Here is a 22,213-nt window from a genome sequence, read left to right as displayed (position 1 = left end):
GTACAGGTTGCAGGCTACGCATGCTTAAATAGAGTGTTTAGTAATAATTCTATCCATGACTGTTTGATGATAGTTATGGATAATCGAGTCCATTTTGTCATCCGAACTACTGTACAAGCTTTTCTAAGCATAGAGCTGAAGCCGGTTCGGAACGTCATATTCGTGCAGCAGATGGAAGTTAGGTGGCGTTAGTCGGTACCTGGACTTGCGCCAGTTTTGAATAAGGGGATTTCTATGACGCTAGCGATGATCATCGCCTTGCCGTTTTTGGGCATTTTTTTGGCCTTGCTGGGCGAGCGATTAAGCCGCACAGCCTGTGCTGTGGCGACTGCAATCGCTCCCGTCATTGCCTTATTTATCTTGTTCTCGCACTACGAAGCGGTTTTTGCAGGCCAGACGCTGCTGGCCACCTATGATTGGTTACCCGCAGTGGGTTTGAATCTGGGCGTGCGCCTGGATGGTTTGGGATTCCTATTTGCTCTGCTGATTTTGGGCATTGGCCTGCTGGTGATCCTGTATGCCCGTTACTACCTGTCGGACAAGGAGCCGATGGGGCGCTTCTTCTCCTATTTGCTGCTGTTTATGGGCGCGATGCTCGGTGTGGTGCTGTCTGAAAACCTCCTGCAGTTGGCGATGTTTTGGGAGTTGACCAGCCTCGCTTCATTCCTGCTGATTGGCTTTTGGGGGCACCGCTCGGATGCCCGGCGTGGAGCGCGGATGTCGCTGGCAGTAACCGGTGGCGGGGGCCTGGCGATGCTCGCCGGTATTCTGCTGATCGGCCATATCGTTGGCAGTTTTGAACTGACCCAGGTGCTGGCATCCGGTGACCTGATCATCAACCATGCCCTTTACCCGCTGGCACTGGTCTTAGTGCTGCTGGGAGTGTTTACCAAGTCGGCCCAGTTCCCGTTCCACTTCTGGTTGCCTCACGCAATGGCTGCACCGACGCCAGTGTCGGCTTATCTGCACTCTGCGACCATGGTCAAGGCCGGGGTGTTCTTGCTGGCACGGTTGTATCCGGCGTTGTCTGGATCTGATTTGTGGTTCTACTTGGTTAGTTTGACCGGTATGACCACGTTGTTGGTGGGTGCCGCGATGGCGCTGTTCCAGCATGACCTTAAGGGCCTGCTGGCCTATTCAACTATCAGCCATCTGGGGCTGATTACGTTGTTGTTTGGTCTGGATACGCAGTTGTCCACTGTGGCTGCGGTGTTCCACATCATTAACCACGCTACCTTCAAAGCGTCGTTGTTTATGGCGGCTGGCATCATTGATCATGAAACCGGCAGCCGAGATATGCGAAAGATTAACGGCCTGTGGAAGTACATGCCGCACACTGGACTACTGGCCATGGTTGCGGCTTCTGCGATGGCGGGGGTGCCGTTGCTGAATGGCTTCCTGAGTAAGGAAATGTTCTTCAACGAAACCCTGAACTCCAGTCTGCTCGGTGGTTTCAACTGGCTGATTCCGGCCGTTGCGACTTTGGCCGGGACTTTCGCAGTGGCCTATTCGCTGCGTTTTATTCACGACGTGTTCTTTAACGGCGAACCGATCGATCTGCCCAAATACCCGCCTCATGAGCCGCCGCGCTACATGAAGGCTCCGGTAGAGATTTTGGTATTCCTCTGCCTGCTGGTCGGAGTTGTGCCGGCTTATACCGTCGCGCCGCTGCTGGCGACCAGTGCTTCGGCTGCACTTGGCGGGCAACTGCCTGAATACAGTCTGGCGATCTGGCATGGCTTTAATTTGCCGCTGATCATGAGCTGTGTCGCACTGTTCGGCGGCATGCTTATATACGCTTGCCGCAAGCCGCTGTTCAGCTGGTACGCGGGACTTCCAGTGCTCAGTGCGCTTTATTTGTTTGAGCAGTCCATGCGCAGCCTGCAAAGATTTGCCCGGGGAGTGACCGGCTTGCTGGAGAACGGCTCGCAGCAGCGTTATCTGCTGTGGATGCTGGGCAGCGTGCTGGTGCTGGTGATCATTGCATTGAGCCCGCTGACTCAATTGCGCGGATCACTGCCGTATACGCCGGTGGACGGTCTGACCGTGCTGGGCTTTGCCGTGCTGTGCCTGACTTCGCTACTGACCGTGGTCTATCACCGTGAACGGCTGATCGCGCTGATGATTATCGGCGGTGCAGGCCTGATGGTGGTTCTGGCGTTTGCACGTTACTCGGCTCCTGACCTGGCGCTGACTCAGGTGTCGGTGGAGGTGGTGACCATCATCCTGCTGATGCTGGTGCTGTACTTCATGCCCGATCGCACGCCGCCAGAGTCTAGCAGTGCGCGGGTGTTGCGTGATTTGCTGGTGGCCTTGGCAGTCGGTACCTTGATTGCCTTGCTGACGTATGCGGTGATGACCCGTCCATACGACAGCATTGCCTCATTCTTTATGCAGAACAGTATCCCGGGCGGTGGCGGCACCAATGTGGTGAACGTGATTCTGGTGGACTTCCGTGGCTTCGATACCATGGGCGAGATCACCGTGCTGGCGATTGCTGCCGTGGGTATTTACGCCTTACTGCATGGGTTGCATCTGCCGCATCCTGAGCGCGATGCGTTCGGGCGTCTGTGGTCCACTGACAGCCATCCGATGATTCTCGACAAGCTCTCCCGTCTGCTGTTACCGATGGCCTTACTGGTGTCGGTGTTTATCTTCCTGCGCGGCCATAACCTGCCTGGCGGCGGCTTTATTGCGGGGCTGATCACTGCGATTGCGCTGATCCTGCAGTACATCTCCCATGGTGTGACTTGGACTCAGACCCGCCAGCCATTGAGCTATCACGCCATTGCGGGGTGGGGCGTGTTGTTGGCCGGCCTGACGGGGTTGGGCAGTCTGGCATTTGGTTATCCGTTCCTGACCACGTCGTTTGGTCATTTCGAGATTCCGCTGATTGGAGAAATTGAGCTAGCCACTGCGTTGTTCTTTGACCTTGGGGTGTATTTGGCCGTGGTCGGTGCGACCTTGCTGATCCTCTCTAACATTGGTCACGTCAGCCAAGATGAGTCGAGCGAGGAGGTACTCTGATGGAAATTGTATTCGCTATTACGCTTGGCATTTTGAGCGCTTCAGGGATTTACCTGATCCTGCGCGGACGGATTTTTCCGGTGGTGCTGGGGCTTACCTTGCTCTCTTATGCAGTCAACTTGTTCCTGTTTGGTATGGGGCGTTTAGTAACTGGTGGAGCCGCGGTACTCAATACCGGTGCGACTGAATATGCCGATCCGGTGCCACAGGCACTGGTGCTCACGGCAATTGTGATTGGCTTTGCGATGACTGCTTTTGTCGTGGTGCTGTCGCTGCGTGGTTTGGGTGAACTTAAGACGGATCATGTCGATGGCGAGGAGCCGCGCGCATGAACCATCTGTTGATTCTCCCTGTTCTGATTCCGCTGTTTATGGGAGCGACCCTGCTGGTCGTTCACCGCATGGGTAAACCTGCCAAGCGTGTGCTGTCGCTGCTGGCGACATTCGCTTTGGTGCCTGTTGCGCTGTGTCTGTTGTTGCAGGCCAGTGATGATCAGTTACGCATCTACGCGCTGGGCAATTGGCAGCCGCCGTTCGGCATCATTTTGCTGCTGGATCGCCTTAGCGCGCTGATGCTGCTGTTAACCTCGGTGCTCGCCAGTCTGGCGCTGATTTATGGTGCGCGGGGTGACGATGAACGCGGGCCGAACTTTCATGCGATCTTCCAGTTTCAGCTGTTGGGCATTAACGGGGCATTTCTCACCGGCGACTTGTTCAACCTGTTCGTGTTCTTCGAAATCCTGCTGATTTCTTCCTACGTGCTGCTGGTGCATGGCAATGGCGGGGCGCGGATAAAGGCGGGTATGCACTATGTAGTGCTGAACTTGCTGGGATCGTCGTTCTTTCTGATAGGCGTGGGTATTCTTTATGGGTTGACCGGGACGCTGAATATGGCTGACCTGGCGGTCAAGGTGGGGCAGGCCGACTCAGAGACTGCGCCGCTGATTGCCGCAGCGGCTTACTTTCTGCTGGTGGTATTTGCGCTGAAGGCGGCCATTCTACCGCTGTACTTCTGGCTGCCACGTGCCTACGCAGCGGCTACCGCGCCGGTGGCTGCGCTGTTTGCGATCATGACCAAGGTCGGGCTGTACGCGATAATCCGCGTTTTCACCCTGATTTTTGGTGGGGCCGCCAATGAGCTGGCATTTCTCGCCCACGATCTGCTGTGGTGGCTGGCGGCATTGACCATTGTTGCGGGTGTTATCGGGGCGCTGGCGGCGCGTCAGTTGCAGGTGCTGTTGGCTTATCTGGTGGTGGTGTCGGTCGGTACCTTGCTCGCCGGTTTCGCCTTGGGCAACTCAGAAAGTCTGGCAGCTGCTATGTACTACTTGGTTCACAGTACGCTGGTTGCAGGAGGCCTGTTCCTCTTGGCTGACCTGATCAGCCGTCAACGTGGTGAGGCTCAAGGCGAGTTACTTCAGCCAGGTGCAGTGCAGCAGCCATTACTGCTCGGCGGTTTGTTCTTTGTTGGTTGTATCTCTGTGGCCGGCTTGCCGCCGTTCTCCGGCTTTCTCGGTAAGGTCATGCTGCTGCGCGCCGTGCTGGATCAGGGCCAGGCGCTGCTGCTGTGGCCGATCCTGCTGGTCGGCGGATTGGGCCTGCTAATCGCCCTGAGTCGGGCAGGTAGTGCGTTGTTCTGGGCGGGCCAGCACGTGTCGGGTGTGGCGCAGAAAGCTGACCCGGTCAGACTGCTGGCCACGGCAGGTTTGCTTAGCGGCAGTATTGTCCTGGTAATCGCGGCGCAACCGATCAGCGCGTATATGCAGGCCACCGCTGAACAGTTGCTGAATCTACAACCCTATCTGGCCATCGTCCGTGGAGGTGAGGCATGAAACGACTCTTCCCCCATCCGTTGATGATGCTGGTGCTGGCCGTTCTCTGGCTGTTGATGGTTAACAGCATCGCCTTCGGCCAAGTGTTGTTGGGGCTGTTCTTGGGCTGGGCGATTGTGCAGCTGACTCAGCACTTTTTGCTTGAGGTGCCACGCATCCGTAAACCGCTGTTGCTGGTTACCTTCATGCTGAAGGTGTTCTACGACATCATCATCGCCAACCTGCAGGTGGCGAAGTTAGTGCTGGGGTCGCCGCAGCGGCTGAATCCGGCCTTCGTCGATGTGCCGATGGATATTGAAAACGACTTCGTACTGGCGGTGCTGTCCAGCATCGTGTCGCTGACGCCGGGTACAGTTTCTGCTGGGCTCAGCGCCGATCACAAGATTCTTCTGCTGCACGGCCTTGATGTGCCAGACCGGCAAGCGCTGATTGATGAAGTGAAACAACGCTACGAAGCACCGCTGATGGAGATATTCGAATGCTCACGTACGTAATGCCGGTGTGCCTGGTGCTTATCTCACTGGCGCTGGCCCTTAACGTCGCGCGGCTGATTCAAGGACCGAGCATGCCGGATCGGGTGCTGGCACTGGATACGCTGTATATCAACGGCTTGGCGCTGGTGGTGCTGTTCGGTATCTGGTTGAACAGCAACATCTTTTTTGAGACAGCGCTGCTGATTGCAGTGATGGGTTTTGTCAGCACGGTTGCGGTGGGTAAACACCTGCTTCACGGCGACATCATTGACTGAGGAGCGGCCATGCCATTGTGGGCTGAGGTATTGATTTCACTGGCGCTGCTGATTGGCAGCCTGTTTATCCTGATCGGCGCGATTGGCTTGTATCGTTTGCCGGACTTTTTCACACGTCTGCACGGGCCGACCAAGGCTACGACGCTGGGGGTTGGCGGTTTGCTGATTGGCTCCATCCTGTTCTTTAGCTTGCAGGGTGAAGGCGTAAGCGTGCATGAGCTGCTGATCACGCTGTTCCTGTTCATCACTGCTCCGGTGAGCGCGCACATGCTGTCGAAGGCTGCGATTCAGAAGAAGGTCAAGCTATTCGAGCGCACCCGCGGCAGACCGTGGGAAGAGGGCTGAGGCGCAGCTAGTTGCGCCTCAGTAGCGCTTAGGTTCAGTCGAGCTTGAGCATGTTGCGGATAACTGCTTCTGCCACGCGGATGCCATCCACCCCAGCAGACAAAATACCGCCGGCATAACCCGCACCTTCGCCGGCCGGGTACAGACCTTTCACATTCAGGCTCTGTAAGTCTTCGCCACGGGTAATCCGCACAGGCGAGGACGTCCGGGTTTCGATGCCGGTCAGTACAGCGTCATGCAGGTCGAAACCTTTGATCTGCTTGCCAAAGGCTGGCAGCGCTTCGCGGATCGCCTCAATGGCGAAGTCAGGTAGGGCCAACGCCAAATCACCCAGCTTGATCCCCGGTTTGTAGGACGGCTCGACGCTGCCCAGCTCAGTCGAAGGTTTACCGGCAATAAAGTCACCCACCAACTGCGCAGGTGCCTCGTAGCTGCTGCCGCCCAAAACGTAAGCATGAGATTCCAAGCGTTCTTGCAGTTCTACACCGGCCAGCGGGCCGCCCGGATAATCCTGCTCTGGCGTGATGCCCACGACGATGCCTGAGTTGGCATTGCGCTCGTTACGCGAGTACTGGCTCATGCCGTTGGTGACTACACGATTAGGCTCGGATGTCGCCGCCACAACCGTACCGCCGGGACACATGCAGAAGCTGTACACCGCACGGCCGTTTTTAGCGTGGTGCACCAGCTTGTAGTCCGCTGCGCCGAGTTTTGGGTGGCCGGCATACTTGCCCAGTCGGGCGCGGTCAATCAGGGACTGTGGATGTTCGATACGGAAGCCCACGGAGAAGGGCTTGGCTTCCAGAAACACGCCGCGCTTTTCCAGTATACGGAAGGTGTCACGTGAGCTATGGCCCAGCGCCAGAACCACCTGGCGGCTGAGAATCTGTTCGCCGTTTTCCAGCTCCACGCCTTTGAGCTGGCCGTCTTCGATCAGCAGATCACTGACGCGCTGCTCAAAACGTACCTCACCGCCCAGCGCTTTGATCTCTTCACGCATGGTGGCAACCACGCCAGTCAGACGGAATGTACCAATGTGAGGTTTGCTGACGTAGAGGATTTCATCTGGTGCGCCGGCTTTGACGAACTCTTGCAGTACTTTGCGCCCGTAGTGCTTCGGGTCTTTGATCTGGCTGTAGAGCTTGCCGTCAGAGAAGGTTCCGGCACCCCCTTCACCAAACTGCACGTTGGACTCAGGGTTAAGTACCTTCTTACGCCACAGGCCCCAGGTATCTTTGGTGCGCTGACGGACTTCCTTACCGCGCTCCAACACAATCGGCTTCAACCCGGCCTGGGCCAGAATCAGCGCTGCAAAAATACCGCAGGGGCCAAAGCCGACTACGACTGGGCGCTCTGCGATGTTTTCAGGCGCTTGTCCTAGTGGCTTGTAGCGGGTATCCGGGGCAATGTTGATGTGGCGGTCATCGGCGAACTGCTGCAGCAGCTTTTCTTCGTCTTTGACTGTGCAGTCGATGGTGTAGATGAACTGCAATTCGCTGGATTTCTTACGCGCATCGTAGCTGCGCTTGAAGATGGTGAAGTCGAGCAGATCTGAATCGTTGATCCCCAGGCGTTGAATAACAGCGGGGCGCAGCGCCTCGTCAGGATGGTCGAGGGGCAGCTTCAGTTCGGTAATACGGAGCATAGGTATGTACTCATAAGGCCGGTGGCAACCCGGCAGAGGGTTTGGCGGGGGAGTATACCTGCGATGTTGTGAGAGTGAGCGGCTTCAGATGCAATGCCATTGGCAAATATAGCAATATTAATCAAGGGAGGAGGGGGGAGCCCATCTAAGGTTTACCTATTTGCTACAAGTATGATTTTAATTTACTTCAGCAGGCTATCGAGCTAGATGGAGTCACTTGTAGGGCTGTGGTTTTTATCTCAAAGAAAAGACAGCGAAAACCTAGAGTGCGATGGAGTTGCAGCAACTCTTGAGAAAGTAATAGCTGGGGCATGCCAAGTTCTTAACGCTCAAATAACAAGGCGTTGATACATGCCTATCAACGCCCGTCATGCAATTATTAGTTATTTCTTTTCTTTTTGCTGCAACTCATAAAGCTGCAGTGCGGCATCGATCCGCAGACGCTCTGTATCGCTGAAGTTGTCTTCCATCAGGCGTTTGATGGCTTGTTCTTTCTCGTTGTCGCTCAGCCCTGTGTTGTCGTTGATTTTTTGTCTTTCAGCTTGGAATCCAAGCAGGCGGTTTTGCCATTCAGAGCGTTTGCTGTCTAACTGCTCCAGACGTTCAGTGGCTTCTACGCCGACAGTTTGCTGACGTAATTTGCGCAGATCAGCGGCGCTTCCACCATTGGCCTGAAGGGCTGCAGATTTTTGGTTAAGCTCGCTTAGCAGGCGGGTCAATGCGTCATCCTGCATTTCTTCTGGAAGTGCATCGCGCAGTTGCTGGATGCGTTCGGTTTTGGTTTCGTCACTTAGATTAGGGTCGTGCAGGATGGTGAGGCGTTGTAGGGTGAACTCGTTATAGAGTTGTTCTCTACCGAAAAATGCTGCTACGACTTCACTGCTGAATATCCGTTCGCGTAATGCTTTTACCGCTGCTTCACGTTGGGCGAGAGTGTTGATGTCAGTGGTTTGAGGGTGCTCCATTTCTAAAGCAATAAGCTCATGCTGGTACTGCAGATACTGATTAAGAATCTCGTGCGCCTGGCTTTTGGCCGGCTCTTGTAACTGGTTGTCAATATAACCTCGCAGTCTCTTTAGACTTTGTTCCACTGATTCTTCGCCAATCGTACTGAGGAAGTAATCGAATATACGTCGGATGTCGTCGGTGATAAGCAGGTTGCCTGCCTCATCAACTTTGAATACGCCGTCTACTTCCGTGTCACGCATGTACGACGGCATTTGTGGCAGCTTTTTCTGTGCGGATGCTTTGTTGCCTGGCGTAACTTGTTCCATTGGGGTGGACGCTATTGCAGGCTGTGGGGACTGTGATACGGCAGTGGTTTTAGGTTGTGGGTTAAACAAGATGATCGCAGCCAGAATGACAATGAATGCCACGGTAATCAGTAAAAGCAGTTTTTTCACGTTCACACCTGATTAGATTTATGTATTGCAGTTTGCGTCATTTTTAGGCGGTTTTATTGTTTGAGGCTGAATTGGAACTGTCAGAGTGGAGCTCTTTTATCCGTGAGGGATGGCAGGGCCCATAACCAGATTTCGCAATCAAACGGTGCGGGTTCTGCAAAGCAGAACCCGCTATTTATATTAGAGACCTGCAAGTTTCAGGCGGTTGGCGTGCTGCCGGAAAAGTGTTTTCGGGTTGGTTTCGAGTGGACTTACATTCCCGAAAAGATGGTTGATTTCATCGACGTGGTTCATGACGTAGTTGTCGCGAATGACTTGCCCAAAGTGAGAACCACAGACTGGAGCCATACCATCACTGTCGCCTTTGCCCATGAGCCTGTTTACCAGGGCTCCAGCTGCCATGCCGAGGTCGTTGCCACCGTCTAGGGGGTTGGTTAGCGTGTGGCTGCCGATCCATGAGTAAAGGCGGATGCCGTTCAACTGATACGAACCTTCCCCGCAAGCAGTAGTTGGTATACCAGCAGGGAAGCGTCTGTTGAAATCTGCTGCACCTACAGTGGTCAGTGAGCCAAGTGCACCCAGGGCATCTTGTGGAGGCAAGGGGATGTTGCCGCTCAGCAGGTTGATTGTTTTGCCTACAACATTGACGACCGCAGCAATGGGCTCGCGTATGGCTGGGTTATCAGGGGCAAGGTCGATTGCATCGGCAACCCCGGACCCTTTGTGTGACGCCCCGACGGTAGTGACTGAGGCCACCAGATCAGGTCGGGCTCCGAGTACATAGCGAACGTCCCCTCCACCTTGGCTATGTCCGATCAAATTAAACTTTTTGTAGCCTTTTGCTGCAGCCCATTGTTCCAGTTGTGCGATAAGTTGCTCGCCGCGGACTTCATTACTGTTTACCGCTGAAGATTCACTAATAAGAACTTCAGCGCCGCCTTTGCGCAGTTCACCGGGAATGCCAAACCAATAGTCAATGCCTGCAATCTGCCCGAAGCCAAACAGGCCATGGCTCAGGACGATTGGATAGCGTGTTTGGGTGTAGTCATCTTTCTTGGGAAATAGAAAATCCAGCAGCCCGGCGCTGGCCTGCGTACTTACGAGTAGTGTTGAGCTGAGGCAAAGTGCAGCCAGCGTTTTAGCCTGTAAATTGTGCGGCATGCGAGCGGTGATGCGACGATGTAGATCCATTAGGAGTCCTTCCTTCTTAGACTTATAAAACTCATGTTTCCATGAGGCGGCCACTAAAGAGGCATCTCTGCCTCAATCCCTGGAATAGGCAGGACCATTGCAGTCCTGCCTGCCTACTTACCGATAGATGTTGTTATGTTTTACGGACCGTCACTTAAAGCGGGCTGTTTACAAGCCTGCGAGCTTCAAACGGTTGGCGTGTTGTCGGTAAACCGTTACTGGGTTTGTTTCCAGCAGGCTGGTGAGACCGAACATCAGGTTGACTTCGTCCAAGTGGTTCATTCGGTAGTTGTCGCGGATGACCATGCCTAAGTGGGAGCTACAACTCCCTACCATGCCATCATTTGCCACGCCTTTAGGGAAAGTCAGTGAGGCCACTTTGGTAATCAGGTCGGATGGGTCAAAGATGTTTGTACTGGGGCTGGCTCCGCTCCATGAGTAGTAGCGGATGTTTTTGACGACATAATCACCTTCACCGCAGTCGGTTTTAGGGATGCCATCCGGGAAGCGACTGTTGAATTTCAGCGAGCCTTCAGTTGATAGGGCAGCCAGTGAGGCCAGGCCGTCTTGTTTATGGAATTTTCCGTCGGCTGACAGTACGTCGATCAGAGCGCCCAGCCCCTCAGCGAGAGCAACTATTGTGGCGCGGGCGACTGGGTTTTCTGGGTTTTCTTTCAGGTAGTCAGCCAGAGCCGAGCCTTTGTTAACGCCCGCGATTGTAGTGACTGAGGCCACCAAATCAGGACGCACACCCGCTACGTAGCGAATGGTCGGGCCGCCGTGGCTGTGGCCGACAAGATTCACCTTGCCTTTGCCGGTTATGGCCAGGTAGTTCTCGACTTGCTGAAGCAGTTCCTCCCCCCGGACTTCGGTGCTATTAACAGGGGAGACTTCAGTAACGAAGACATCTGCACCGCTCTGGCGTAGTGCACCGGGAATACCATGCCAGTACTCAACCGCACCACCGAGAAGTCTGTCGAATCCGTACAGACCATGACTGAAAACTATTGGGTAACGGGTCTGCGTATAGTCGTCTTTTTTCAGCCCCAGAAAGTCCAGTAACCCGGCATTTGCCTGGCCGCTGAGTAGTACAGAAGTGCTCAGGCACACGGTGGCGATTTTCTTAGCGTGAGGGGTGTAGCGGGCACAAGAAAAGAGAGTATTGAGCAGCTTCATTGGAGTCCGTCCTGGTTAGTTTCTGCAATTACCCATGGGATTAATGTTGGGTAGTTGCGCCTCATCCGTGAGGAACTGCGGGCACAACGTGAAGCCACCTGTAGTGCTTTGTTGAAGTGGCTTTACGTTAGGTCCGAGCACTGTTGTGATGGTCTTGAGCAGAAAGCGTGCCAGATGCTGTATGAGTAGCTGGGAGGCCTTACGACTGCGGGGCGTTGACGACGATTTTGGGTGGAAAATGTGACTATGTAGTCATTCAAATGCGTTACTACATGGAACAGAAGTTTGAGTGTTGGGTGTGGCCAAATGTAGCGAGCGTCAGATGACGATCTTTTTTTGGCTCGGTGCTCAGGATTTTTCACTAATAAGGGCGGTTAAACCTCAGTTTCCTCTGTTGGGGTAGCACTTTGTTTTTTGATTTGGGTGGATTCTTTGCCTGCTCGGGATGAGCAGGCAAAGCGGTAGGGTAGCTGCCGATTAGGTAGCGTCTGCGTGACTGACCAGCCCCTTAATGAATATGGCCGTGCTGGCTATGATCGCGGGAACCAGCAGGGCAGTCAGAACTTGTTCAAAGTTCCAGCCCAACCCGAGCAAAGTAGCACCGATCCAAGCGCCCAGTACTGCGCCGAAGCGGCCGATTCCAAGCATCCATGAAACACCGGTAGCACGGCTTTGGGTCGGGTAAAAACGTGCGGCCAACGAGGGCATAGCAGACTGGGCTCCATTGACGCACATGCCTGCGAGCAGAACGAGTGTGGCAAGTAGCGTGACCTCACCAAGGCTCTGGCCGACGCAGTAAGCGAATACCCCGGCTAACAGGTAGAACCCGGCAATCACTTTGTGCGGGTTGAAACGATCCATAGCCCAGCCTACGCCGACGGCGCTTAGTACTCCGCCAAACTGGAACATGGCCCCGATAAACGCGGCATGTTCAAGGCTGGCACCGTTGTCGCGCATCAGTGTCGGTAGCCAGCTGGTGAGCAGGTAAACGATCACCAAGCCCATAAAGTAGGTCAGCCACAACAGCAGAGTACCGGCGGTGTAGGTCTTGGAGAAAATCATTTTGAAGACGTTACTGGCCGCTACGCTGTTGAGTTCCGGCACGCTGAAACTTCGGGCTTTGGCTACTTCTTGCGGGGCAATCGGACTAAGAACTTTACGAATTTTTTCGATGCTGGCCTTACGTACCACCAGAAACCGGGCGGACTCGGGAAGCCAGACCATTAGGATGCCGGCCATCAGTATCGGCAGCACACCACCAATAATCAGCAGACTCTGCCAGCCGTAGTGCGGAATAAACCAGGCTGAGATCAGTCCGCCGGAGGCCATGCCCAGGTTAAAGCCACAGAACATGCTGGTTACCAACAGGGACTTCAGGCGTTCAGGGGTGTACTCCGAAAGCAGAGTTGTGGCGTTGGGCATTGCCGCGCCGAGACCCAGACCGGTTAAAAAACGCAGGGCCAGTAGTTGCTCGAGATTGCTGCTGTATGCAGAAAGCAGGCTGAAGAGGCCAAACAGGAAGACTGCAGCAACAAGGACTAGCTTACGCCCGAACCGGTCAGCAATTGGGCCGGAGCCAAGTGCGCCGAAGATCATGCCGATCAGCGCTGCACTCATAACCGGCCCGAGGCTTGAGCGGTCAATTCCCCAGTCGTGACTTAGCGCCGGAGCGATAAAGCCCATCGCGGCGGTGTCGAGACCATCGAGGAAAACGATCAGGAAACACATCAGGACGATGCGCCACTGATGAGCGGAAAGGGCTTGAGTATTGATGAAGGACTGAACGTCCAGAATGCCCGTCTCGGGCGATGAAATGTGGCGGTTCATGCAAGGATTCCTGCAGATTGTGCGTCCTCTGCCTGACCAGTAGTTGGACTGGCGAGGAAGACTTGGCGAAACAGGAATGAGTGGTGTCAGAGGCGATGTTTACGCTGGCTGACGCTCATTATTTTTATTGGCCATGGCCCGTTCCAGAGCCCGGTGAGACCAATGTTCCTTGCTTGAGTGCAGCACAAACAATCCTCTAATCGGCATGTCGGGCGGTTATCGAACGTAAAAGCGCTAATGTGTGTCGGTAGTTCTTCTGGAGGAGGCGCTAAGGCCTGAAGGCCGCAGATTAGAGCCATTGCATGCGCCGTGCTCTGAGTGGGCTCCTACCAAAGAAGTATTGTCCCTGTGGTTGTAGGCACCGATGCTCCGCCTGATATGCCCACCAGAGCCCTGCGTTTATGACTGCCTTGTTGACCGCAACCGGTGCGAGCGCGCATGCGGATGTCCGCATCTTGCCTAATGGCTTGTCTGTGTCATTGCTCAGCCAGCCATGGCTGAAGCGCGCAGGTGTCTGTGTCAGGGTTGCTGCAGGTAGCCACGATGAGCCGCTGGGGTATCCGGGATTGGCGCATTTTCTGGAGCATATGTTGTTTCTGGATTCTGCCCGCTTTTGTGGCGATCAGCGTCTTATGCCATATGTTCAGGCTTGTGGTGGGCAGGTCAACGCAACCACGCAGGCGCGACATACGGAGTTCTTTTTCGAGGTGCCTGCTGCTCAGCTTGAAGGTGGTTTGCTGCGTTTGTTCGACATGTTGGTGCACCCGTTACTGAGTGAGGTAGAGCAGGAGCGGGAGCGTGAAGTTGTGCATGCCGAATTTGAAGCACGTAACCAAGATGCGGAGACGCTGCTGGGGTGTGCTTTTGGTCAGGCAATGGCGGCCGGGCACCGTTGTGCCGATTTTGTCGCAGGCAACCGGGAAACCTTGCCTGTAGGCGTTCCTGCCTTCCAGCAGGCTTTACGCAGCTGGCATCAGCGTTTTTATTTCGGTGGTAACTGCCAGTTGAGCATCGTCGGCCCGCAGCCGCTTGAGTGGTTGTGGGCAGTCGCTCAGCAGATGGGTTCAGTTATGCCTGAGTGCACGCTTGAGGACGCAGCTGTACCGGTTTCGCTTTTGCCACTGCGCTTTCAGTCTGCGCGGATGCAGCTGCCTGCCGGACAAGAGTCTGGAGTACACCTGGGCTTTGCGTTGGAGTTGGCGACCGGGAAGTCTGCGGATGCGCTTGATCTGTTATCGGCTTGTCTGATGGATGAACAGGTCGGTAGTTTTGCTGCGCAGCTACGCCAGTCTGAGGGCTGTCAGGGTATTTATGTGCGTCCTGTGTATGCAGAGGCCGAGCAGGCTGTACTCGTAGTCAGTTTGCACGGAGTCAGCAACGGAGCCCGAATGCTTCGCCTGCTGAATGACTGGCTGGGGTTTGTCGAAAAACATGCTGACGTCCAACAGCTGCTGTTCAATCACCAGCAGGTTAAATCTTGGCAAGAGACTAGCAATGCACCGTTGCAGCTCGCCCGAGCGCTTGCAGCAAGCGCGGCCGGTATTGCTGAGCCGTGTGATGAGTCGGTAGTGAAGGGTTTGATCAGACAGATGCAGGATGTGCAGCGTTATGTCGTGATTCGCACTCAGGTTGAGGATTCACCCGTGTGGCCGGGCACTGGCTTTGTGTTGCGCATGCAGAAACAGCCACCGGAGCCAGAAGGCAAGGTGAGCACCGGCTGGTGCGTGCCGGGGAGCAATCCCTTACTCACTCAGGTCACGCGGCGGCCTGGGTTGCCTATCCCGGCCCGGTTGCGCTGGATGCCTGAGCCCGTAAACAGTCACCCACGCCCTGTTGCGCAGGGGGTATGGCTGGCGCGTCTGAGCTTTGCCGCACCGCTGGGCAGCGGGCGGCTGCGTCAGTTGGTCCGAGTGTGTTCGCAGAAGGTCGTGAAGCAGGCCGCACAGTTGGGTTTCCGTGTGCAGATTGACTGTACGGCGGCCAGCCTTGAACTGCGTATTGATGGGCCTGCCTGCTTGATCACACGGGTAATTGGGGCGCTGATGGAGCGTCTTGCCAATCCGGATATTCTCTGTTGGAAAGCGGCATTCGAAGGCTCGTCGGGCTTCTCGGGAATGCCGATCCGCGCGCTTTTATTGCAGTGCAACGAAATGCTCGAACCAACTGCCACTGCTGATGAAGGGATCGCCCATCTGCGTGAGCGTTATGCCACGATGCATGTTGAGGCTCTGGGAATTGGGTTCAGTGCTGAGGACCAATTGGCAGTTGCTTCGTTGTTCGCTTCCAGTGATGCAGTCCGGCCGGCTGAATGCCGGGGGCTGGATCATGCAGTGACTGTATGGAAGAAAATTTCCGCCGAAGGCGAAGCCGCACTGTTGCTGTTCTGCCCTCAGCCGGACTCTGCCCCTCTGACCGAGGCCAGTTGGCGCTTGCTTGCGCACTTGCATCAGAGTGGCTTCTACCAGCGTATTCGCAGTGAATTGCAATTGGGCTATGCCGTCTTTTGCCAGTACCGGCAGATTCAGGGGCGGCGCGGATTACTGTTTGGTGTGCAATCTCCGCATCTGTCGGCATCAGCCATTTTGGAGCACATCCAGGCATTTCTTCTGTCTCGCACAGGCTGGCTGGAAAGCCTGAGTGAGCAGGAAGTCAGCAGGGCATGTGAGGCGCTAATCCACCAGCTGCAACTGGAGGCAGCCAGTGTCGATGGGTTGGCGCAGCAGTGTTGGCAAGCGCAACTTGCCGGGCTGGAGAGCAGTCATCTTGAGCGGGTAACAGCCCATCTGCATTGCCTGACACCGGAGTTGGCTTGTGCTGCGCAACGCGCACTGGCCAGCGGTGACGGCGGCCGCTTTGTATTGAGTAATCACGAACAGTCAGCCTGATCTGGCACTGGTTTCCTTCCTTTAATAACTCTTGCTCGCCACCTGGTCGGGTACGCCTTTGGTGTGCCTGTTTATGAGGGTTGTAAGACTTTGGGTAGGGGTCTTTAGGTCTGCTTCTTAGGAGGTGCAGGTATTACAACCTTGGCGCTGCGACTGATGTTCGCTCCAAAGCAGCAAGGGATCAGGGCTATGGCAGCGTATGGGGGCTGGTGGGTGTTTTTGATAATCACCGTCGACCGACTGACCGTTACGAGTCGTCCTATCCACCGGAGAGTGTTATGAACAACAAGAATGCCAGCACCCGTTTTCTGCCATTGGCGCTCGCCTCGGCTGTAGCCCTGGTGACTGCTCAGCACGCAGCTGCCGAGATTGTCCTGTATGACCAGGATGACGTTACCTTTTCCACTGACGGCTACATCAACGCCTTCTATGTGAACAGTGACGTTGATCGCGAAGGTGAGCAGTACGACCGCCGTCAGTCCCGCGTCAAAATGGGCTTCCTGCCAAACTGGATTGGCTTCAACTTCGGTAAGGAAGTCGACGGCCTGAAACTGGCTGCCCGTTCGTCCTTCTGGGTCACCATCAACGACGGTGAGTCGGGCGGTACCGATACAGCTATCGACGTTCGTCAGTTCTACGGCACCGTAACTTCGCCTGAGTGGGGCGAGGTGCTGGTTGGTAAAGACTTCGGTCTGTTCTCGCGTTCCAACATCTTCCTGGATGAGCTGCTGGCGGGTTACGGCAACGTCAGCGATACCCTGGGTCTGGTTGATGGTGGTGGCGTGTCCTTCGGCAATATCGGTACTGGCTATCCGTATCCGTTCCCGACTGCTCAGATCACCTACCGCAACAACAACCTGGCTGAAGGCCTGCGCATTGCTGTCGGTATCATGGACCCGGTTGATACCAACGATAACAGTGCGCTCGGCAAGTCCTATCAGGAACAGCCACGCTACGAAACTGAAGTCAGCTACCAGTTCGACGTAGGCGGTGCGACCATCTACTCCTGGATCAACGGTATGCAGCAGAGCTCGGAAAACACCGACAGCAGCGTGGACACTATTGACTCCAAAGGCCTGGGCTACGGCGTACAAGCCAAAATCGGTGGTTTCTCTGTGACTGCTTCTGGCTTCGAAGCTGAAGGCATCAACCCGTTCTTCACCAACAACCTGGGTGAGCCAAGCCTGCGTGAAATCGACAGCACTGGCTATCTGCTGCAGAGCTCCTACACCTTTGGTAAAAACCGCGTCGCCATCTCCTACGGCAAGACCGAGGATGACGGTAACGGTCTGGGTACTAAGGCCGATTATGAAACTCGCGGCGTCGCTTACTTCCGCACCATCAACGACAACCTGAAACTGGTTGCCGAGTACAACCAGTACGAGATTGATGCGAAAGAAGGCAGCGGCCTGGCCGAAGACACTGACACCCTGGCACTGGGCGTCGTGCTGAACTGGTAAGACAGCCAACTGAAGAGGGCGGGGGAAACCCCGCCCGATTCATTTAGGAGGTAACTATGGATATTCAAGCGTTGCTGATCCTGTTGCCCTTGAGCAGTGTGGTCCTTGCACTGCCGTTTGTTCTGATGCGCTGCCTGTTTCAGCGCCGCCCGCAGATGAGGTGAATCCTATGCTGGGCTTATGGAGCGAACATGCTGCGCAATACCTGCTGGTGCTGGCTATCGTAACCACACTGGTATTTGCCTTACCGATATTTGCCATTCCGCTTACCTGGTCCCGCGTCATGCGCTGGACTATCCCTGAGCACACAGACCTCGCGGTGTACTTTGGTCGCTGTCTGGGCGCTTTTATTCTGATTATCGAAGCCATGATGTTTCGCGCAGCACTGACCGGCGAAGCGATTCACGTGACATTCGAACTTCTGGCAGCTGTCGCCGTGATGATGATCGTGGTGCACATCTACGGAGCGATCAAACGTATTCAACCGATCACGGAAACCCTGGAAATTGGTTTCTATGTCGGTCTGCTGGTGTTGACCCTGCTGTTCTGGCCTTAGGCTCAGGTTGGGTCTGAGAGAGCCGGGCGATGCCCGGCTTTTTTATCAGGGGCTAACGCAGCGTAGGTTTGCCCGTCTAGTGCTTGATTGATGCAATTGCTACTTAGGGATGACTTTGGCGCTACTCAAGTGGCATGGGGCTGTGCATGAGCCACCACTAAAATCGAAGCCTGATTATTTGTGTATTGATGGGGCCTGTTATGTCGCCTGCACCTATGGATGATGTGATTACGGCGACCTCGTGTGCGACGGATGTCGAGCTGGTCGCTCAGGAGCTGGCGCGGCAACTGATTCATCCTCATCTGGGTTTTGTGTTGTTCTTCTGTTCTGCCGAGTACGACCTGCCTGCGCTGGGTGAAGCGCTGGATCAGTATTTTGGTGGCGTCAAGCTAGTCGGCTGCACCAGTGCCGGGGAGATTACTGCTCAGGGCTACGATCGTGGTTGTGTCAGTGCGATTGGCTTTGATCACCGCAGCTTCTCTATCGCGGGGCAACTGATCGACGAGATGGATCGCTTCAGTTTGCTGGATGCACAGCAGCTAGTAGAACAACTGGTCAGCGAATGCCGTACCAACGAGCTGGCCTCGATTAAAGGCCACAGCTTTGCCCTGACCCTGTTGGATGGTCTTTCCAGTCGTGAAGAGATTGTCCTCGGCGCTCTGAGCGCGGCCTTCGGTAGCATTCCACATTTCGGCGGTTCGGCTGGGGATGACAACCGCCTCAATCAGACCCATGTGTATTACGGTGGCGAATTTCACAAGGGCGCAGCCGTTGTGGTGCTGTTCAATACCTGGCTGGATTTCGAGGTGTTCAGCACCAACCACCTGTTACCGCGTACTGAAAAACTGGTGGTAACCCGCGCAGACAGCACCAGTCGCAGGGTTTACGAACTGAATGCTGTACCGGCAGCGCAAGAGTATGCCGATCTCATTGGCGTCCCTGTTGAGGCGCTCGATCACAATGTTTTTGCTGCCCATCCTCTGGGTGTGCGGATTGGCGAGCAGTACTACGTGCGCTCCATCCAGCGCGTTAACGAAGATTTGAGCCTGACGTTTTACTGCGCAGTCGAGACCGGCATTGTGCTGACCGCGATGCGTCCGGGAACCCTGCTTGCTGATACTCAGCGTGTATTTGAAGGGTTGCGGGAAAGACTCGGGCCGCTGTTGCTGACAATCGGCTGCGACTGCTTTTTACGTCGCATGGAAATTGAAGAGCAAGGTGGAGTGGAGGAAGTGTCGGACTTCCTGCGCAGCCAGAACGTAATCGGCTTCAACACCTATGGGGAGCAGTTCAATGGCATGCACATCAACCAGACACTCACCGGAGTTGCCATTGGCCGACCCACACGTGTCTGAGTTAGCGGAACTGCGAGCACGCTGCGCATCCCTAGAGCAGCAGAATCAAAAACTTCGTTCGATCAACGCGGCGCTTATTGAGCGGGTCGAGTCGGTCCATTCCCGTGGCGATGATGCCTATGCGGCGTTTCAGCATTCCGTGGTGCTGGCCGAGCAAGTGCGTGAGCGTACCGATGCGCTGAATCAGGCGATGGCTGAGCTCAAGTCGAGCAACCAGCTATTGAGCGATGCGCGATTGCGCGCTGAAACGGCCCACCAGCACCTGATCGATGCCATTGAAAGCATCTCTGATGGCTTTGTCTTGTTCGATCGCGAAAAACGCATCGTCCTGTTTAACAGTCGCTTCAAATCCTTTTGGTCCGGTACCCGGGCGCGGATCATTGCCGGTACACGTCTGGCAGAAATCAAACGCCTGAGTCGCACCACCGGGCTGGTGGTGGAAGAACAACGAAGTGGCCGTGATGACAACATCCTGTTCCGCTTGCAAGACGGCCGCTGGGTTCAGGTCAGTGAGCGTCCGACCCGTGAAGGCGGGTTGGTGATCCTCTATACCGACATCACCGAGGTCAAACTCAACGAAACCATGCGCCGTGAGCAGGCGCTGGCGCAGAAATCGCGGCTATTGCAACGGGCGGTCGACAACTTGTCTCAGGGCATGGCGATGGTTAATGCCGAGGGCCAGCTTGAACTCTGGAACCACCGTTTCCTGGATTTGTGCGGGTTGGCACCGATCAGTGCGCACCGGTCGTTTGCGGAAGTCATGGCCGAGAGTGAGCTGCAACTGCTAACCCCGGAGACGTGCGATGAGAAGGGCAAGCCGATCAAGGAGCTGGAACTGTGCCTGTTTGACGGGCGCATGCTGGAAGTTCGCACGCATCCTTTGCCAACCGGTGGCTTCGTCAACACCTTCACTGATATCACCGAGCGTCACCGACACGCTGAAGCGCTGAGCGAGAGCGAGCGCTGGATCCGTTTGATTACCGACCATGTGCCGGCGCTGATCGCCTATCTCACGGCTGATCTGGTCTACCAGTTCACCAATAAAGTCTACGAAGAGTGGTACCGCTGGCCGCGCGGAGCAATGCTCGGGCAAAGCCTGCGCGAGGTCCACAGCGAAGAGCACTGCCGCCGTCTGGAACCATTCGTGGAGCGCGCATTGTCCGGTGAAAGTGTGACTTTCGAAGTCGCGGAGACCAACCACAAAGGCCAGGAGCGCTACATGCTGCGCTCCTACGTGCCGAACCGATTGGCCACCGGCGAGGTGGTCGGCATCTTTGTGCTGATCCGCGATATCACCGAGCGCCGCCGCACGGCCGAAGCGCTGCATCAGGCCTATCAGCATCTGGAGCAGCGGGTGCGTGAGCGCACTGCCGAGCTGACAGAGTTGAACAACCAGTTGCTGCGTGAGATCGACGAGCGTACTCAGATGGAGGTTCGTCTGCGCGAAGCTAAAAGCGAGGCGGAGCAGGCCAACCTGTCGAAGACCAAGTTCCTTGCTGCGGTCAGTCATGACCTGCTGCAGCCGCTGAATGCGGCGCGCCTGTTTACTAGTGCACTGCAGGAGAAGCGTCAGGGCACAGACACCAGCGCATTGGTGCGCAATGTCAGTAATTCGCTGGAGGACGTTGAGAACCTGTTGGGCACCCTGGTAGATATCTCCAAGCTGGATGCAGGGGTGATCAAGCCGGACATTGCGCCGTTTGCCGTCAGTGAGCTGCTGGAAAACCTGGCCGTTGAGTATCGGCAGATTGCGATGAGCGAAGGGCTGCACTTGGATTTTGTCGGCTGTTCAGCCCTGGTCCGCAGTGATATTCAGTTGTTGGCGCGGATCCTGCGCAACCTGCTCACAAACGCCATTCGATATACCCCAAGCGGGCGCGTTCTGTTGGGGTGCCGTCGGCGCAAACAGAGCTTGTCGATTGAGGTATGGGACACCGGAATGGGCATTGCGCAGGACAAGCTCAGCGAGATATTCCTCGAATTTAAACGCGGAGATGTTCAGCATCGCCGGCATGATCGCGGCCTTGGGTTAGGGCTGGCCATCGTCGATAAGATCGCCCGGATGCTTGGTCATCGCATTCGCGTTTCTTCCCAGCAGGGCAAAGGTTCAATGTTTGCCATTGAGGTACCGATCAGCACCAAGGCTCCCAAAGCCAAGGTCAATCACGATGCGCCGGAGTCGTTGGATGAGCGACTCAGAGGCTCGCGTATCTGGGTGCTGGATAACGATGCAGCCATCTGTGCGGGCATGCGTACCTTGCTGGAGGCATGGGGCTGTCAGGTTATCACTGCGCTGTCGGAGGAGGACCTGGCCAGACAGGTCGACAACTTCCACGCCGAGGCAGATTTGTTGATTGCGGACTATCACCTGGACGACGACAAAAACGGTGTGGACGCCGTAGCTCAGATCAATGCCCGACGCAGCACGCCGCTGCCCGCGCTGATGATCACGGCCAACTACAGCAACGAACTCAAGCAGCAAATGCGCGAGTTGGGGCATACCTTGATGCATAAGCCAGTCCGGCCAATGAAACTGAAAACGGCGATCAGTCATTTGTTGGAGCGTAGTAATGGGTGAAATGCGGTGTTTACGTGAGCAGAAGGTCATCCAGTACCGATTTCAAATTTGAAGCTGCCGGCTTGGTTCTGGATCAATGCTATTCAATATCTGAAGCTTGTAAGTCGATGGGGGCAGGCACGACCGCGTTGAGCCGATGAGCAGCGAAATTGCGTTGTGAACGTGGTGGTGCAACCTCCTCACACA

The 22,213-nt window shown here is 55.4% G+C and carries 16 protein-coding genes; 11 read left to right on the top strand and 5 right to left on the bottom strand.

Features of this window, described 5'->3' with window-relative positions; all coding sequences use genetic code 11:
• Window positions 1-234 precede the first annotated feature (234 nt).
• From AO726_RS00680 to AO726_RS00655, 6 genes are read left to right on the top strand one after another with little or no spacing between them, the layout of a single operon-like run.
• Window positions 235-3,027 carry a monovalent cation/H+ antiporter subunit A gene (locus tag AO726_RS00680; RefSeq protein WP_058066132.1) on the top strand — a complete coding sequence of 931 codons (2,793 nt, stop codon included), beginning with the start codon at window positions 235-237 and terminating at the stop codon, window positions 3,025-3,027.
• Window positions 3,027-3,359 carry a Na+/H+ antiporter subunit C gene (locus AO726_RS00675; RefSeq protein WP_058066131.1) on the top strand — a complete coding sequence of 111 codons (333 nt, stop codon included), beginning with the start codon at window positions 3,027-3,029 and terminating at the stop codon, window positions 3,357-3,359. Before AO726_RS00680 ends, AO726_RS00675 begins: the two co-directional genes overlap by 1 nt.
• A complete protein-coding gene (locus AO726_RS00670) occupies window positions 3,356-4,858 on the top strand; it encodes a monovalent cation/H+ antiporter subunit D (protein ID WP_058066130.1) in 1,503 nt (500 codons plus the stop codon). The genes AO726_RS00675 and AO726_RS00670 overlap by 4 nt, the downstream gene beginning before the upstream one ends.
• Window positions 4,855-5,352: a Na+/H+ antiporter subunit E gene (locus AO726_RS00665; RefSeq protein ID WP_058066129.1), complete on the top strand. Its 498-nt coding sequence runs from the start codon at window positions 4,855-4,857 to the stop codon at window positions 5,350-5,352. The genes AO726_RS00670 and AO726_RS00665 overlap by 4 nt, the downstream gene beginning before the upstream one ends.
• Window positions 5,337-5,606: a K+/H+ antiporter subunit F gene (locus tag AO726_RS00660; protein ID WP_058066128.1), complete on the top strand. Its 270-nt coding sequence runs from the start codon at window positions 5,337-5,339 to the stop codon at window positions 5,604-5,606. The genes AO726_RS00665 and AO726_RS00660 overlap by 16 nt, the downstream gene beginning before the upstream one ends.
• Window positions 5,607-5,615: 9 nt before the next feature.
• A complete protein-coding gene (locus AO726_RS00655; protein ID WP_058066127.1) occupies window positions 5,616-5,951 on the top strand; it encodes a Na+/H+ antiporter subunit G in 336 nt (111 codons plus the stop codon).
• Between the two features lie 34 nt (window positions 5,952-5,985).
• On the opposite strand, the gene AO726_RS00650 is transcribed toward AO726_RS00655, so the two are convergent.
• From AO726_RS00650 to AO726_RS00630, 5 genes are all read right to left on the bottom strand, one after another.
• On the bottom strand, window positions 5,986-7,596 hold the full coding sequence (locus tag AO726_RS00650; protein WP_058066126.1) for an NAD(P)/FAD-dependent oxidoreductase: 1,611 nt from the start codon (window positions 7,594-7,596) through the stop codon (window positions 5,986-5,988).
• Window positions 7,597-7,979: 383 nt separating this feature from the next.
• On the bottom strand, window positions 7,980-8,999 hold the full coding sequence (locus tag AO726_RS00645; RefSeq protein WP_082629018.1) for a lipase secretion chaperone: 1,020 nt from the start codon (window positions 8,997-8,999) through the stop codon (window positions 7,980-7,982).
• Window positions 9,000-9,179: 180 nt separating this feature from the next.
• On the bottom strand, window positions 9,180-10,160 hold the full coding sequence (locus AO726_RS00640; protein ID WP_058067052.1) for an esterase/lipase family protein: 981 nt from the start codon (window positions 10,158-10,160) through the stop codon (window positions 9,180-9,182).
• Between the two features lie 198 nt (window positions 10,161-10,358).
• Window positions 10,359-11,366: a lipase family alpha/beta hydrolase gene (locus AO726_RS00635; RefSeq protein ID WP_058066125.1), complete on the bottom strand. Its 1,008-nt coding sequence runs from the start codon at window positions 11,364-11,366 to the stop codon at window positions 10,359-10,361.
• Window positions 11,367-11,843: 477 nt separating this feature from the next.
• Window positions 11,844-13,193, bottom strand: coding sequence for an MFS transporter (locus AO726_RS00630; protein WP_082629017.1), 1,350 nt, complete (start codon window positions 13,191-13,193; stop codon window positions 11,844-11,846).
• A 401-nt stretch (window positions 13,194-13,594) separates the two neighbouring features.
• On the opposite strand from AO726_RS00630, the gene pqqF reads away from it, so the two are divergent.
• The 5 genes from pqqF to nahK all read left to right on the top strand — a co-directional run bounded on the left by pqqF (window position 13,595) and on the right by nahK (window position 22,027).
• On the top strand, window positions 13,595-16,078 hold the full coding sequence (gene pqqF / locus AO726_RS00625; RefSeq protein WP_058066124.1) for a pyrroloquinoline quinone biosynthesis protein PqqF: 2,484 nt from the start codon (window positions 13,595-13,597) through the stop codon (window positions 16,076-16,078).
• Window positions 16,079-16,356: 278 nt separating this feature from the next.
• Complete coding sequence (locus AO726_RS00620; protein WP_058066123.1) at window positions 16,357-17,538, top strand: porin; 1,182 nt, start codon at window positions 16,357-16,359, stop codon at window positions 17,536-17,538.
• 169 nt (window positions 17,539-17,707) lie between these two features.
• The gene (locus tag AO726_RS00615) at window positions 17,708-18,094 is read left to right on the top strand and encodes a hypothetical protein (protein ID WP_058066122.1); all 387 of its coding nucleotides are present in this window, start codon (window positions 17,708-17,710) and stop codon (window positions 18,092-18,094) included.
• 200 nt (window positions 18,095-18,294) lie between these two features.
• The gene (gene nosP, locus AO726_RS00610) at window positions 18,295-19,449 is read left to right on the top strand and encodes a nitric oxide-sensing protein NosP (protein ID WP_058066121.1); all 1,155 of its coding nucleotides are present in this window, start codon (window positions 18,295-18,297) and stop codon (window positions 19,447-19,449) included.
• The gene (gene nahK / locus AO726_RS00605) at window positions 19,388-22,027 is read left to right on the top strand and encodes a hybrid sensor histidine kinase/response regulator NahK/ErcS' (protein WP_082629016.1); all 2,640 of its coding nucleotides are present in this window, start codon (window positions 19,388-19,390) and stop codon (window positions 22,025-22,027) included. The genes nosP and nahK overlap by 62 nt, the downstream gene beginning before the upstream one ends.
• Window positions 22,028-22,213: the final 186 nt, after the last annotated feature.

The organism is Pseudomonas sp. TTU2014-080ASC, assembly GCF_001446935.1.
Classification (GTDB): domain Bacteria; phylum Pseudomonadota; class Gammaproteobacteria; order Pseudomonadales; family Pseudomonadaceae; genus Aquipseudomonas.
The sequence above is the reverse complement of the archived record's forward strand: the minus strand, read 5'-3'. Positions and strand labels throughout refer to the sequence as shown.

Excerpts from the sequence above, each read along its gene's own strand:
- AO726_RS00670 (WP_058066130.1), top strand. The coding sequence starts at position 3,356 with ATGAACCATCTGTTGATTCTCCCTGTTCTGATTCCGCTGTTTATGGGA.
- AO726_RS00675 (WP_058066131.1), top strand. The coding sequence starts at position 3,027 with ATGGAAATTGTATTCGCTATTACGCTTGGCATTTTGAGCGCTTCAGGG.
- AO726_RS00640 (WP_058067052.1), bottom strand. The coding sequence starts at position 10,160 with ATGCCGCACAATTTACAGGCTAAAACGCTGGCTGCACTTTGCCTCAGC.
- AO726_RS00635 (WP_058066125.1), bottom strand. The coding sequence starts at position 11,366 with ATGAAGCTGCTCAATACTCTCTTTTCTTGTGCCCGCTACACCCCTCAC.
- pqqF (WP_058066124.1), top strand. The coding sequence starts at position 13,595 with ATGACTGCCTTGTTGACCGCAACCGGTGCGAGCGCGCATGCGGATGTC.
- AO726_RS00650 (WP_058066126.1), bottom strand. The coding sequence starts at position 7,596 with ATGCTCCGTATTACCGAACTGAAGCTGCCCCTCGACCATCCTGACGAG.
- AO726_RS00655 (WP_058066127.1), top strand. The coding sequence starts at position 5,616 with ATGCCATTGTGGGCTGAGGTATTGATTTCACTGGCGCTGCTGATTGGC.
- AO726_RS00615 (WP_058066122.1), top strand. The coding sequence starts at position 17,708 with ATGCTGGGCTTATGGAGCGAACATGCTGCGCAATACCTGCTGGTGCTG.
- nosP (WP_058066121.1), top strand. The coding sequence starts at position 18,295 with ATGTCGCCTGCACCTATGGATGATGTGATTACGGCGACCTCGTGTGCG.
- AO726_RS00620 (WP_058066123.1), top strand. The coding sequence starts at position 16,357 with ATGAACAACAAGAATGCCAGCACCCGTTTTCTGCCATTGGCGCTCGCC.
- AO726_RS00680 (WP_058066132.1), top strand. The coding sequence starts at position 235 with ATGACGCTAGCGATGATCATCGCCTTGCCGTTTTTGGGCATTTTTTTG.
- AO726_RS00630 (WP_082629017.1), bottom strand. The coding sequence starts at position 13,193 with ATGAACCGCCACATTTCATCGCCCGAGACGGGCATTCTGGACGTTCAG.
- AO726_RS00665 (WP_058066129.1), top strand. The coding sequence starts at position 4,855 with ATGAAACGACTCTTCCCCCATCCGTTGATGATGCTGGTGCTGGCCGTT.
- nahK (WP_082629016.1), top strand. The coding sequence starts at position 19,388 with ATGGCATGCACATCAACCAGACACTCACCGGAGTTGCCATTGGCCGAC.
- AO726_RS00660 (WP_058066128.1), top strand. The coding sequence starts at position 5,337 with ATGCTCACGTACGTAATGCCGGTGTGCCTGGTGCTTATCTCACTGGCG.